This window comes from Shewanella indica, assembly GCF_033842865.1.
GTDB lineage: Bacteria > Pseudomonadota > Gammaproteobacteria > Enterobacterales > Shewanellaceae > Shewanella > Shewanella indica.
This window is the reverse complement of sequence record NZ_JAWXXR010000001.1, coordinates 2584669-2598080: the sequence shown is the minus strand read 5'-3', so window position 1 is coordinate 2598080 and position 13412 is coordinate 2584669. Positions and strand designations below refer to the sequence as shown.

Annotated in this window: 10 protein-coding genes; 6 read left to right on the top strand and 4 right to left on the bottom strand. The window is 55.1% G+C overall.

Features of this window, described 5'->3' with window-relative positions; translation table 11 throughout:
- Positions 1 to 144: 144 nt before the first annotated feature.
- The gene (locus SIL79_RS11715) at positions 145 to 1500 is read right to left on the bottom strand and encodes an NCS2 family permease (protein WP_039033661.1); all 1356 of its coding nucleotides are present in this window, start codon (positions 1498 to 1500) and stop codon (positions 145 to 147) included.
- 352 nt (positions 1501 to 1852) lie between these two features.
- Between SIL79_RS11715 and SIL79_RS11710 the strand changes: the two genes are divergently transcribed.
- Genes SIL79_RS11710 through torD form a run of 4 tightly spaced genes read left to right on the top strand, consistent with a single transcriptional unit; the run spans position 1853 to position 6367 of the window.
- Positions 1853 to 2005 (top strand): nitrate reductase, encoded by a 153-nt coding sequence (locus SIL79_RS11710; RefSeq protein ID WP_025009952.1) that lies wholly within the window; start codon positions 1853 to 1855, stop codon positions 2003 to 2005.
- A 20-nt stretch (positions 2006 to 2025) separates the two neighbouring features.
- A complete protein-coding gene (gene torC / locus SIL79_RS11705; protein WP_039033660.1) occupies positions 2026 to 3204 on the top strand; it encodes a pentaheme c-type cytochrome TorC in 1179 nt (392 codons plus the stop codon).
- Positions 3205 to 3216: 12 nt separating this feature from the next.
- The gene (gene torA, locus SIL79_RS11700; protein ID WP_162206784.1) at positions 3217 to 5706 is read left to right on the top strand and encodes a trimethylamine-N-oxide reductase TorA; all 2490 of its coding nucleotides are present in this window, start codon (positions 3217 to 3219) and stop codon (positions 5704 to 5706) included.
- A 31-nt stretch (positions 5707 to 5737) separates the two neighbouring features.
- Positions 5738 to 6367 carry a molecular chaperone TorD gene (gene torD, locus SIL79_RS11695; protein WP_162206783.1) on the top strand — a complete coding sequence of 210 codons (630 nt, stop codon included), beginning with the start codon at positions 5738 to 5740 and terminating at the stop codon, positions 6365 to 6367.
- 215 nt (positions 6368 to 6582) lie between these two features.
- Here the strand turns inward: torD and torS are convergent, their stop codons facing one another.
- Positions 6583 to 9453 (bottom strand): TMAO reductase system sensor histidine kinase/response regulator TorS, encoded by a 2871-nt coding sequence (torS, locus tag SIL79_RS11690; RefSeq protein WP_162206782.1) that lies wholly within the window; start codon positions 9451 to 9453, stop codon positions 6583 to 6585.
- Positions 9454 to 9637: 184 nt separating this feature from the next.
- On the opposite strand from torS, the gene torT reads away from it, so the two are divergent.
- A complete protein-coding gene (gene torT / locus SIL79_RS11685) occupies positions 9638 to 10663 on the top strand; it encodes a TMAO reductase system periplasmic protein TorT (RefSeq protein ID WP_052248009.1) in 1026 nt (341 codons plus the stop codon).
- Here the strand turns inward: torT and torR are convergent.
- On the bottom strand, positions 10653 to 11363 hold the full coding sequence (gene torR / locus SIL79_RS11680) for a two-component system response regulator TorR (protein ID WP_025009949.1): 711 nt from the start codon (positions 11361 to 11363) through the stop codon (positions 10653 to 10655). The genes torT and torR overlap by 11 nt on opposite strands.
- Positions 11364 to 11510: 147 nt before the next feature.
- Between torR and SIL79_RS11675 the strand changes: the two genes are divergently transcribed.
- Positions 11511 to 11879, top strand: coding sequence for a PilZ domain-containing protein (locus tag SIL79_RS11675; protein WP_039033656.1), 369 nt, complete (start codon positions 11511 to 11513; stop codon positions 11877 to 11879).
- A 92-nt stretch (positions 11880 to 11971) separates the two neighbouring features.
- Here the strand turns inward: SIL79_RS11675 and radA are convergent, their stop codons facing one another.
- Complete coding sequence (radA, locus tag SIL79_RS11670) at positions 11972 to 13336, bottom strand: DNA repair protein RadA (RefSeq protein ID WP_039033655.1); 1365 nt, start codon at positions 13334 to 13336, stop codon at positions 11972 to 11974.
- Positions 13337 to 13412 lie beyond the last annotated feature (76 nt).

The window sequence follows — 13412 nt, the reverse complement described above, 5'->3', positions numbered from 1 at the left end:
CAATAAAAACGGCGGCCAAAGCAGTAATGCTTGGCCGCCGCCTTATTGGATCACGGTTAGTTTGCCCTATAGGGAATTAAAAGCGCCAACGAGTTAAGCCTTGTTTGCCTTCCCTAAACCAAGCCTAAAGCTTGAACTTCAGGGTTAAATGGCCCAGCCGCCCATATAGAACACTACCAAGCCTATGGTGATAACCAACACACCAGGCTTGAGCTTACGCCACTCACCGCTGCAGATTCGGCCGATAACCAGGGTCGCAAACCCCAACATAATGCCTGTGACTATGTTGCAGGAGAGTATGATGAATACCGCACAGGTCAGTCCCGCCATGGCGTCTACCTTGTCATCGAAGTCCAGCTTGGTGACATTGGACAACATCAGCAGTCCCACATACATAAGCGCAGGCGCCGTGGCGTAGGCAGGTACCAAATAAGACAGGGGTGCCAGGAAGATCATCAGCAGGAACAGTACCCCCACCACAGTGGCGGTCAGGCCTGTTTTTCCGCCTGCTGCAGTACCGGCGGCCGATTCAATGTATACAGCGGCAGGTGCGCCGCCCACCAGACCGGCGAAGATAGAACTGACAGAATCCGAGGTCAGCGCCTTCCCGCCCCCTATGATGTTGTCATTCTTGTCCAGCAGATTGGCTTGTCCGGCCACGGCTCTTATGGTGCCTGTGGCATCGAAGATGGCTGTCATCACCAGCGCCAGCACTATCGGCAGCACCACAGGGTTAAGGGCGCCCATGATATCCAGCTGGCCAATCAAAGAGCCTTCAGCGCCTAAGTCGGGTATGGCAAACACACCTTTGAACTCCACATTGGGGTCAAACAGCAAACCAAACACTGACAGGGCGATTATCACTAACAGAATGCCGCCCGGCACCCGGCGACGCTCGAGTCCGATAGTGGCAGCCAGCCCCACAACAGTAGCGATCACCGGCAGGCTGTGGATGTCGCCGAGCTTGACCGGCAAACCGGTATCATTGGCCACAATCAGTTGCACACTGTTAGTGGCAATCAGCAGCAAAAACAGGCCGATACCTATCCCTGTACCATGGGCAATCCCCTTGGGCAGGTTAGCAAGCACCCACTGGCGAACGCCGGTAACGCTCACCAGGGTAAAGACGATACCCATAAGGAAAATCGCCCCCAGGGTGACAGGCAGGCTCATGCCCTGCCCCAACACCAGACTGAAGGCGGTAAACGCAGTCAGTGAGATGGCGCAGCCTATTGCCATCGGCAGATTGGCCCACAGACCCATCAGCAATGAGCCGAAGGCGGCAATCAGACAGGTGGCAATAAACACGGAGCCGGGATCAAACCCGGCCTTTCCCAACATGGAGGGTACAACGATAACTGAGTAAACCATGGCAAGAAACGTGGTCAAACCGGCGATCACTTCCTGGCGGACAGTGCTGCCACGAGCGCTGATATTGAAGAAGCGTTCCAGCCATGACGATGTAGTAGGTACAGCGGTATTTGTCTTTGAAGACATCATAATTATTCTACCTTTTTGATCTCTTTATTCGGGTCAGATGACGCCGGCTACGGCAGGTGAGAGCCCCGCTGGGCGGGTGAGAGATCCACAACAAAACGTGACCTGCAGGTGGTGGGCACCAAGGAGTATCGTCAAACGATGTCCAACGCAGCCTTTGTTGGTCGCGGATAATACTGCAAATTGGCGCCCCCGGCTAAAAAGATTTCGGGATCTGTGGCTCATCCTGAATATGCAGTTGTTCATAACTTTTCATATTTTCTCAAATCCCATTCATTGGCAGCGCAATCGCCATTCACATCCTTTCCCTATAGTGGCCCCATCAAGCAAACCCTGCTGCGTTGGAGCAATCACTATGTCTGAGTCCACATCAAGCAAAAAACAGGAACTTATGGCCCACGGCCTGATTATTTTCATGCTGTTTCCGGCCCTGACCATCACAGGTATCAGCCTCTATGGCCTGATCATCTGGATCATGCTGGCCCTCGGCGGCGTCGCCAGTCACTGATACAAGAGAGGATTGAATAGATGAAACGGTTAATAGCAATCTGGCGTACTCTCAACCGCCCAACCAAGTACCTGAGCCTGGGCGCCATCAGCCTGTCAGCCTTTATCATGGGCATTATCTTCTGGGGCGGCTTCAACACGGCGCTGGAAGCCACCAACACAGAGGCCTTCTGTATCAGTTGCCACTCGATGGAGAGCAATCCCTATCAAGAGCTGCAGCAAACTGTGCATTGGTCGAATCACTCCGGCGTGCGGGCAACCTGCCCAGACTGCCACGTGCCCCACGACTGGAGCCGCAAGATAGCCCGTAAGATGGAAGCATCTCACGATGTCTGGGGCTGGCTGTTCCAAACGGTCAACACTCCGGAAAAATTTGAAGCCAAGCGTCTGGAAATGGCCAGCCGTGAATGGAAACGCTTTGCCCGTGACAACTCCCAGGCCTGTAAAAACTGCCATGACTACAAGTCAATGAAATGGGAAGAGATGTCAGCCCTGGCGCAAAAACAGATGAAACAGGCGGCCGAGAAAGATCAGTCCTGCATCGATTGCCACAAGGGCATAGCTCACAAGCTGCCTGATATGGGCACAGCCAGAGCCCCGGAACTGATTGCCGAAGTGGGTTCGGGTGAGACTTCACTGCAACAGGGCGGCAAATATTTCAGCGCCTTGACCAAGCCTCTGTATCTGGATGACAAGAGCGCGGAAGAAGCCGGTACTCTGAACGTGGCCACCGAAATCAAGGTACTGGAGCTCAAGGGCAAGCGCGTCAAAATCGCCATCGATGGCTGGCGTAAAAAGATAGGTGCCGGCCGGGTGATCTACATGGACTTCGGTATCAATATCCTCTCGGCTCAATTGACCAAGGCCGCTGCCGAAACCGACGGGGTGATCAAGACCTTTGAAGAGAAAGAAGATCCCATGACTGGCCTCAAGTGGCAACGTGTGGAAGCCGAGATCTGGACCGACAGCGATTATCTGCTGACCGAACTGGCACCACTCTGGGGCTATGCCCGCAGCACTTATGCCTCTAGCTGCAGTGTCTGTCACACCCAGCCCGATGAGCATCACTTTGATGCCAACACCTGGCCGGGCATGTTCCAGGGGATGTTGGCCTTCGTCAACATGGATCAGGACACCCAGGCACTGGTGCAGAAATACCTGCAACAACATTCTTCCACCTTCAGCAAAGAAGAGCACTAAGAGGTTGGCGTTATGAACAGAAGAGACTTTTTAAAAGGCCTGGCCTCCACTTCCGTTGTGGTTGCCGGAAGCAGTTCGGTACTCGCTCCCCTGTCGGCGCTGGCCAAGGGGATGGATGACGGTGACGCCTGGCTGACCACAGGCTCCCACTTCGGTGCATTTCGTATCAAGCGCCGCAACGGGGTTATCGCCGAAGTCAAACCACTGGAATACGACAAGTATCCCACCGACATGATCCGCGGTATCCGTGGCTTGGTCTATAATCCATCACGGATCCGTTATCCCATGGTGCGGCTCGACTTCCTGCTCAAGGGACACAAGAGCAATACCCATGAACGCGGCGACTTCCGTTTCGTTCGTGTCACCTGGGACAAGGCCTTGACTCTGTTCAAAGAGTCGCTGGATATCATTCAAACCCAGTACGGCCCATCTGGCCTGCACGCCGGACAAACCGGTTGGCGTGCCACCGGACAACTGCACTCAAGCACCAGCCATATGCAGCGCGCCATTGCTATGCACGGCAACTTCGTCAAGAAAGTAGGCGACTACTCCACCGGCGCCGGGCAAACGATTATGCCTTATGTGCTGGGCTCTACCGAAGTGTACGCTCAAGGCACCTCCTGGCCGCTGATCCTCGAGCACAGCGAAACCATAGTGCTCTGGTCCAACGATCCATATAAAAACCTGCAGGTGGGCTGGAACGCCGAAACCCACGAGTCCTTCGCCTATCTGGCGCAGCTCAAGGAAAAGGTCAAAGCCGGTAAGATCCGGGTGATCAGCATAGATCCGGTCGAAACCAAAACCCAGGCCTATCTGGGTTGTGAGCAGCTGTATGTCAACCCACAAACAGACGTGGCCTTGATGTTGGGTATCGCCCATGAGATGTACACAGCCAAGCTGCATGATGCCAAGTTTATCGAAGGCTATAGCCTGGGCTTTGAAGAGTTCCTGCCCTACCTCCTGGGTGACAAAGACGGCATCGCCAAGACTCCTGAATGGGCCGAAGCCATCTGTGGCGTCAAGGCTGAAGTCATCCGCGATCTAGCCCGCACCCTGACCAAGGGCCGTACCCAGATCATGATGGGCTGGTGCATTCAGCGTCAGCAACACGGTGAGCAGCCTTACTGGATGGCAGCAGTACTGGCCACCATGATAGGCCAGATAGGCCTGCCTGGCGGTGGTATCAGCTATGGCCACCACTACTCAGGTATCGGCGTACCTGCCACAGGTGCCGCCGCGCCGGGCGCCTTCCCGCGCAACCTGGACGAAGGCCAAAAGCCGCTGTTCGACAACAAGGACTTCAAGGGTGCCAGCAGCACCATTCCGGTCGCCCGCTGGATAGATGCCATTCTGGAACCCGGCAAGACTATTGATGCCAACGGCAGCAAGGTCACCTATCCGGATATCCGCATGATGGTGTTCTCGGGCAACAACCCCTGGAACCACCATCAGGACAGAAACCGTATGAAGCAGGCGTTCCGCAAGCTGGAATGTGTGGTCTCCATAGATGTGAACTGGACCGCCACCTGCCGCTTCTCAGACATAGTCTTGCCAGCCTGTACCACCATGGAGCGCAACGATATCGATGTCTACGGTGCCTACGCCGGCCGCGGTATTCTGGCGATGCACAAGATGGTTGAGCCGCTGTTTGAAAGTCTGTCTGACTTTGAGATATTCACCCGCTTTGCCAAAATACTCGGCAAAGAGAAGGAATACACCCGTGGGCTAACCGAAATGGAATGGCTGGAAAAACTCTACAACGAGTGTAAGGCCGCCAACCAGGGCAAGTTTGCCATGCCGGACTTCAACGAGTTCTGGAAGCAGGGTTATGTGCACTTCGGTGAAGGGCAAAACTGGGTCAGACACGCCGACTTCCGCGAGGATCCTGAGATCAACCCCTTGGGTACTCCTTCAGGCCTGATTGAAATCTTCAGCCGTAAGATTGCCCAGTTCGGTTATGATGACTGCCCAGGCCACCCAGTGTGGATGGAAAAATCCGAGCGCAGTCACGGCGGTCCAGGCAGCGATAAGTACCCGGTTTGGCTGCAGTCCTGCCACCCGGACAAGCGCCTACACTCACAGATGTGTGAGTCCAAGGAATATCGCGAAACCTATACGGTGCAAGGGCGTGAGCCGGTTTACATTAACCCTGAAGATGCCAGGGCCCGCGGTATCAAAGACGGCGATCTGGTGCGGGTGTTCAACGACCGTGGCCAACTGCTGGCCGGTGCCGTCGTCTCCGGCCGTTTCCCCAAAGGGGTAATTCGGATCCATGAAGGCGCCTGGTATGGCCCGGTCGGCAAAGATGGCAGCGTCGAAGGCGGCGCCGAAATCGGTGCCCTGTGCAGCTATGGTGACCCCAATACCCTGACTCAGGATATAGGTACCTCCAAGCTGGCGCAGGCTTGCTCGGCCTACACTTGCCAAGTGGAGTTTGAAAAATTCACCGGCAAGGCGCCCAAGGTATCCTCCTTCGATGGTCCGATTGAGATAAAAATCTAACCTAAGGTTCGCAGATAACTGAGGTAAGCCAATGAAACAGTTAAATCAAGGCAGAGCCATGCTGTACAACTTCCTCTCGGGCCTGTTCGCCCGCGAGTTGAATGCCGAGCGCCTGAATCAATTGACGGCGCCGCAGAGCAAGGACTTCTGGCAACAGCTGAGCAGCGATCCTGCCCTCAAGCAAGAAGCCAAGCTGATGGAGCAAAAACTGCTGGCCATCGCCTGGATGCAGGACAGAGACAAGGCGCTGCTGGAGCTGGCGGCAGACTTCTGCGGGCTGTTTCTGGTGGGCAGTAAACAGAGTGCTTCGCCCTATGCAGGCCTCTATCTGCAAGCGGATGACGATGTCACCCTGTTCGGTGAACAGCATCAACAGATGCTGACCTTTTTGCAGCGAAGTCAGCTGCAGCTGAGCGGTGACTTCCCCGAGCCCGCCGACCATCTGGCGGTGATTCTGGCATACCAGGCTCATCTGTGTCTGAACGCCTCGGCCTCAACGCAGCAAGAATTTCTGCAAGAATGTCTGCTCAGTTGGTTGGAGCCATTTTGTCAGCGGGTGATCGAATGCGATCGCGGCGGTTTTTATGCCGCGCTCGCGCGCCTGACCCTGGCCTTTGTTCAAAGCGATGCCGAATGGCTGAAAGGCGCCGCAGCGCACTGAGCGAGGCGATTTAGACCAGTGCTGACTCAAGTGCTTGCCTGAATCAAACGTAACACAGCCCCCCCTAATCAAAGGATCAAAGGGTCAAAGGATCAAAGGGTCAAAGGGTCAAAGGGCGCCAACTCGAGTATCGAGCGGCGCCCTTTCTATATCATCAGTAGCCGGTAAATACTGCGCTTCCTCTCTTTCGCTTAAACCCCAGGTAAAAAAGCACCTTAGTCTGATTGCTGCTCAAGCCAGTTTTCGAGCGCCTGCAATGATGCCGCTACGCAATCTGTCAGCTCGGTAAGTTCCTCGTCGCTCAAAAGATTGCCAACCTTGATGGACTGTTCCAGTGCGGCGCAGCGCAAATGCAGCGCTTCAAGCCCCATGTTGCCACTGCTGCCCTTGAGTGCGTGCAGCTTGGCAGCCATGATATCCCGTTGCCCATCCTCCGCCTTTAAAGCTTGCAGCTGCGCGTCACAGCTATCCACAAACTGTTGCCGCATCTCCAGCAAAGTGGCCTTGCCGAGTACCTGCAAGTCCTGCTCAAGTTGCTCCAGCGCCAGCCATTGGGCGTTGTCCGTATTGCGGGATTTAAGGCCCGGCGCTTGGATATCCTCCTCCTTATGGCGCTCATCACTCAGATTCGAGCCGGAGACAACCCCTAGCCAATTGGCCAGTGCCTGCAATCCCAAGGGCTTACCCAGCACTGTATCAAAGCCCATGGCCTGATAATCAGCCATGTCCTGAGTCTGCAACTGGGCGGTAAAGGCGGCAATAGGCACCTTGGTGCCCAGCTGTTGCCTGAGCTCAGGCAACAGCTCGCTGCCGGAGCCGTCACTCAGCTGTAAATCCAGCATCACGGCATCAAAGGGGCCTGACGTGTTATCAAGCAACACACTTCGCGCCTCAGCCAAACTGACACACAAGAGTGATTCATGTCCAAGGTGCGCCAAAAAGCCCTGAGCCACCAGGGCGTTAACCCTGTTATCTTCCACCAGCAACACCCGCTTGGCGATTTCACTCTGCGGCAGGCGACTCGATTGTTGCTCCCCCTGCTCACAGGGCTGAAGCGGCACACTGAAACTGAAACGGCTGCCCTGTCCCGGCGTACTGATAACGTCTATGGCGGGCTCATCCTCGCTCTCACGGCCATTCATCAGTTGCACCAGGTCACGACTGATACTCAGCCCAAGCCCGGTACCCCTGGCACTGGCATGGGTCGCCTCTGTGGCATAGGGGGTAAACAGATGCGCCATGGCTTCGGGGCGGATGCCGATACCTGTGTCAGTCACGCTGAAGCACAGGCGTGCACCTTCAATACTGACCTCCAGAGTCACACTGCCCTTGGTGGTAAACTTGATCGCATTGCCCAGAAGGTTAAATAATACCTGCCTGAGCTTGGGCCCATCAAGCCAGACCCATTCGGGCAATTCCGGCTTTAACAGCCTGAGCTCAAGCCCGGCAAGATTGGCCCCGGCCAACATGATGGCGGTCACTTCGTTGAGCAGCGCCGGCAACTCCACAGCCCTTGGCTCATTGAGCAGCCTACCCTGCTCCAGACGTGAAAAATCGAGAATGTCATTGAGCACGGTTTGCAGTTGAGTGCCACTGTACTGGGACAACGCCAACATCTGCCGCGCCTTGGCGGGTAACTCCGCCTGCCCCAGCAAACTCAGGGTGCCGAGCAAGCCATTAAGCGGTGTACGTATTTCATGACTCATGGTTGCCAAAAACAACGACTTGGCCTGACTGGCTTCCTCCAACTGGGCATTGGTCTGGGCGAGCTCGCGGGTTCGCTCGGCGACCTTCAGCTCCAGCGCCAATTTATGCTCGGTCAACTCGGCGGCAGTGCGTTGCAGATCCTGCTGCAACTTTTGATTATGGGCCGTTTTCTGTTTGAAGGCTTCCAGCGCCGAGGCCATAGCAGTAAGTTCATCATCACCGTAGGAGCGTATACTGACATTGGTATCGCCAAGACTCAGGCGACTGAGTGCCTGGGTGGCATCGCTCAAGCGCCGGGCGATGCCCTTATAGATAACCTGCCAACTGACAAACAGGATCAGCAGCAACATCAAAGCGCCCGTCCCCCAGAGCCCGGCGCTGGCCCAATTGAGCTGCCCCAGATAGTCGCGGCGGGCCAAATTCAGCTGTTGCTGTTGGCCTTCGAGGGCGGCATCCACGGTTTGCTCCATCGACTTGAGGTTATCAGAAATCACCAATTGCCTTTGTTCCAGTTGCTGCTGCAACTGCCATATCGCTTCGGCCAATTGTTGACCGGCAATGACCTGGTCAAGACGAGCAAATTCTGCCTCGAGCGCCTCGGCTCTACCTGGGTCCCGAACCAAATCGGCCACAGGAATACGCTTGAGCAATCCCGGCGACAGGGCATCATCGGTCAATGGCGCCTGGTTGATGGCGCCGACCAAGTCTTGCGGCGCATCGGCCGCGGCAAATATCTGCCCGAGCAAGGCTATCTTGTGGGTCAGTTTCAGGGCGCGGTTGAGCTGCTCGGCGCTGCTGAGATCCAGCTCTATAATGTCATCTACTGTCTCAGCGCCAGGGATCTGGCTCAGCTTGGCAATAATAACTGAATCCAGCACCGCCAGCTCGGAACGCAGCAGATTATCGGCCTGCTTGGAAGCCTGTACCAGTAAAAGTCCTTGCTGCTTCAGCGCTTGGGTACGCTCAAGTCGCTCGCCAGTCTGTTCGCCGAGTAAGGTCAGCTCGGCGATAATGGTGGCCGCCGCCTGTTTAAGGTTGGCCGAATCCGGCACCGCCAACTGCTCCAGGGTCGCTATCGCCGCCAACATGCGATTGCTTTCAAGAGACAGGCGGCGTCCCAAATATTGACGCTGCTTTTCATCTGCAACTGTGCCCAGGCGCTGGGCATTCTCCGCCAACGAGGTGGCCGACTGCGATAACTGCCGCGCGGCTTCTGATGCGGGCAAGGCCTTCTCATACAGAAAACTGTCGGCACCCTTGACCCAGTGCAGGCTCAAATTGCCCAGAGTCACCAGTAATAACAGCAACAGCGCCAGTAAACAGAACGCCAGCATCAGACGGCCGGTCAGGCTGCTCAGCCATGAAGATAAAGGTCTCACTTGTTATCCTTGTTGATACCGGTTCGCATAGGCATTGACTCACTCAAACATTCAGCAGGAATGCTATGGTAGAATACTTGCATCATATATCAGGGCCTTCCCCATGAGCCAATTTTCCGCCAAGTTTGAGGCTGTGTTGCCTGCAACTAAAAAACCGCTACAGCTGTGGTTATTGGCTCTGCTGATGTTTATCCCTGCCGCGCTGGCCAATGAAATCTGGGAGCTGGAGCAACGCAGTCCTTTCAACGAAGCAATCCAGCAGGCCAGCCCTCTGACCCACACGCCGCTCACCAAGGCCAACAAACCTTGGAAACTGTGCGCGTTGGTGCCGCATCTGAAAGATGCTTACTGGATAGGGATTAATTATGGCTTAGCCAAACAGAGCCAAGTATTGGGGCTCGGGCTGGAACTCCATGAAGCCGGTGGCTATGGCAACACTCAAACCCAGTTGGCACAACTCAAATCCTGCCTTGATGGTGATGCCGATGCCATTTTGCTCGGCGCCGTCAGCCCACACCTGCTTGAGGGCCAGGCGCTTGAGCTGACCAAGCCGGTGTTGGCGCTGGTGAACCAGTTGGCAGACAGCCGAGTACAAACCCATATAGGAGTCAACTGGTATCAGATGGGTTATCTCACAGGTCAATTTCTCGCATCCAAACCATATCAACGTCTGGCGATGCTGGCGGGCCCCGAAGGCCGCGGTGGTACCGATCTGGTGGAAAAAGGCGTCGGACAAGCACTGCAAGACAGCACCGTAGAGATCGTGGCCGTGATGCATGCCGACAACAACCGCAATCTCTACCGGGATCAGCTCAATCTGTTGCTTAACCAAAATAAGCCGCCGCTGCCACAAGCCTTACTCGGCAGTGCTGTGGCGATTGAAGCCGCCATGGGCACTCTGAGACAGAGAAATATGACGGATAAAATGGCGCTGGTAAGCAGCTACTTGTCTCCGGATGTCATGCGAGGCCTCAAGCGCAACAAGGTCGCTTATGCCAATGATGACAGAGTGGTACTACAGGGGCGGCTGGCGGTCGATCTCGCCGTTAGGCTGTTGCAGGGGGAAAAGGCGTTTGGTGATATAGGCCCGGCAATTTTGCAATTGCGCCCGGATAACCTCAACAGCATGCAACTGGATGACAGTTTGGCACCGGCGGATTTCTACCCGGTATACAGAGTGGAAGCCAAGGCCTCAGAACTCAGTCGCTAACATCGGCGGCAAACAGATAACCTTCACCATGCACAGTGACAAACAGCTCTGGACTCAGCTTGCTGCGCAGACGCCGAATAATCACATCTATGGTACGGTCGTTAACATCCTGATCCCTGTGACTGGTTTGTTGCATCAAGCGCTCTCTCGATAGCACCTGCTGCGGGTGCAGGGCAAAGGCCACCAGCAGTTCAAACTCAGCCTTGGTCAACTTGATAGCCTGCCCATCCAAGCTCAAACGGCGGCTATTGAGCTGCAGGTGATAGCCTTCGAAATAAAGATTGTCGTCCGAGCGCGACAGTTGTTCGGCCGTTTGTTGCTGCGCCTTCTTCACCAGAGAGATGCGCCAGAGCAGATTTTTGACCCTGACCCTGAGCTCACGAAACTCAAATGGCTTGGTGACATAATCATCGGCGCCCATTTCCAGGCCAACTATTTTATCTATCGCCTCATCCCGGCCGGTCACCAGAATAATGCCCACATCTGAGCGACTGCGCAGCTCACGGGTCAGCATCAAACCATCGTCACCAGGCATATTGATATCCAGCATCACCAGGTCCACATGCTGTTGTTGTAGTTGCTGCCACATCTGCTCACCGTCAGCGGCCTCCATCACCTGGTAACCATCTTTTTCAAAGTAGCCTTTTAAACGAGTCCTAATGATAGCCTCATCGTCCACTATCAATATGCGGTATGCCATGCTTGTATTCCAACCGGCTGGGATAGAGGCCATTATTCACAATTTTTCATATTTTGTCTGTAGCGGATAGATATTTGACCTGAGTTCGGTGCTAAGCGCTTTTTATGTGGCTACAATAAGGACGAATCAAAAATTAAAGGACTGAATATGGACGAAAAGCGCAAGTTTTCGCGGATCCTGTTTAGCATAGATGCCCAGCTGAGCTGCGGTGACAAGGTGTGGAGCACCCATTTGCTGGATCTCTGTCTCAACGGCGCCATGGTGGAAGAACCTGCCGATTTCGCTCCCGAAGGCGTGCTGAAGCTGAGTTTTTGCCTGCCCCAGTCCGAAGTTGAACTGTGCATGGAGGCTGACGTCGTGTATCGCCGCAACGGCCTTCTGGGCCTCAAGTGCGGGCTTATTGATATCGAGAGTATCAGTCACTTAAGACGGCTATTGGAGCTGAATCTTGGTGATGCCTCACTGCTGCACCGGGAGTTGGAACAGTTTATCGCCGAACATGAACAGAGCCGCTGAAGCGGCTCCTGCTTCACAGGTCACAGGGCGGCAATAGCCCTGTTTGCCGGGCTATTACTCCACATAGCACTCACATAGCGCTCACATAGCAATCATAAAGCCCCGAGTGCCTCGCTGAGTTTGCTCACCCCTATCACCTGCATCCCCTGAGGCGGCTTTTTCGGCATATTGGCCTTAGGCACAATCGCCCGGGTAAAGCCATGCTTGGCAGCTTCCACCAAACGCTCCTGACCATTGGGCACAGGACGTATCTCACCGGAAAGGCCCACTTCGCCGAACACCACCAGATCCCTGGGCAGAATATCACCACGGAAACTGGAAACCATGGCCAACAGCAGAGTCAAATCGGCGCTGGTTTCTGTCACCTTGACACCACCGACCACGTTAACAAATACATCCTGATCCGACATCTGTAAGCCGCCATGACGATGCATTACCGCCAGCAACATAGCCAAACGGTTGGCATCCATCCCCACGGCGACTCGCCGCGGATGCGACAGTGCCGAGCTGTCCACCAACACCTGTAGCTCCACCAGCAGCGGCCGGGTGCCCTCCCAAACCACCATCACCAAGGAGCCGGAGGCAGCTTCATCGGCGCGTGACAGGAATATCGCCGACGGATTGGCCACTTCCTTGAGCCCCCGTTCCGTCATGGCAAATACCCCAAGCTCATTGATCGCGCCAAAGCGGTTCTTATGGGAGCGCAGGGTACGGTAGCGGCTATCGCTGTCCCCTTCAAACATCACGGAGCAATCTATGCAGTGCTCCAGCACCTTGGGGCCGGCCAGGGAGCCATCTTTGGTGACATGGCCGACCATGATAATGGCGATACCATTTTGTTTGGCAAAACGGGTCAGAAAAGCGGCCGACTCACGAACCTGAGCCACACTGCCGGGGGAAGACTGCACATCGCTGATATGCATCACCTGAATCGAGTCTATCACTATGACCTTCGGCTTCTCCCGCAGTGCCACAGTGCAGATGGTCTCGACACTGGTTTCGGACAACATCTTCAAACGTCCGGTGGGCAGACCCAAACGATGGGCACGCATAGCCACTTGCTGCAAAGATTCCTCGCCGGTGACATAGAGAGCCGGCATTGTCTCTGCCAGCTGACACAAAGTTTGCAGCAGCAAGGTACTCTTACCGGCCCCCGGATGACCGCCAATCAGGATGGCACTGCCGGCGACTATGCCGCCACCGAGCACACGGTCGAATTCGATAAAGCTACTGGGGATCCTGGGCACTTCGTTGAGATCTATCTGATCCAGCGTCTGGATCTCACTGGCACCGGCACCGGCATAACCGCTGAACTGCCCCCCCCGGGATGGTGTGGCCGCCCCCAGTCTGACTTCGGTAATGGTATTCCATTCATGACAAGCACTGCACTGCCCCTGCCAACGGGGAAAGTCCTGGCCACATTCGTTGCACACGTATGCTGTTTTATTCTTCGCCATCTGGGTTCAAACTTGTGTAAAATCTGTAATAGTTAATTAAAATAATTGCACTTTCAAAGTGATAGTTTCAGCGCGA

Excerpts from the sequence above, each read along its gene's own strand:
- SIL79_RS11715 (WP_039033661.1), bottom strand. The coding sequence starts at position 1,500 with ATGATGTCTTCAAAGACAAATACCGCTGTACCTACTACATCGTCATGG.
- SIL79_RS11710 (WP_025009952.1), top strand. The coding sequence starts at position 1,853 with ATGTCTGAGTCCACATCAAGCAAAAAACAGGAACTTATGGCCCACGGC.
- torC (WP_039033660.1), top strand. The coding sequence starts at position 2,026 with ATGAAACGGTTAATAGCAATCTGGCGTACTCTCAACCGCCCAACCAAG.
- torA (WP_162206784.1), top strand. The coding sequence starts at position 3,217 with ATGAACAGAAGAGACTTTTTAAAAGGCCTGGCCTCCACTTCCGTTGTG.
- torD (WP_162206783.1), top strand. The coding sequence starts at position 5,738 with ATGAAACAGTTAAATCAAGGCAGAGCCATGCTGTACAACTTCCTCTCG.
- torT (WP_052248009.1), top strand. The coding sequence starts at position 9,638 with ATGTTTATCCCTGCCGCGCTGGCCAATGAAATCTGGGAGCTGGAGCAA.
- torR (WP_025009949.1), bottom strand. The coding sequence starts at position 11,363 with ATGGCATACCGCATATTGATAGTGGACGATGAGGCTATCATTAGGACT.
- SIL79_RS11675 (WP_039033656.1), top strand. The coding sequence starts at position 11,511 with ATGGACGAAAAGCGCAAGTTTTCGCGGATCCTGTTTAGCATAGATGCC.
- radA (WP_039033655.1), bottom strand. The coding sequence starts at position 13,336 with ATGGCGAAGAATAAAACAGCATACGTGTGCAACGAATGTGGCCAGGAC.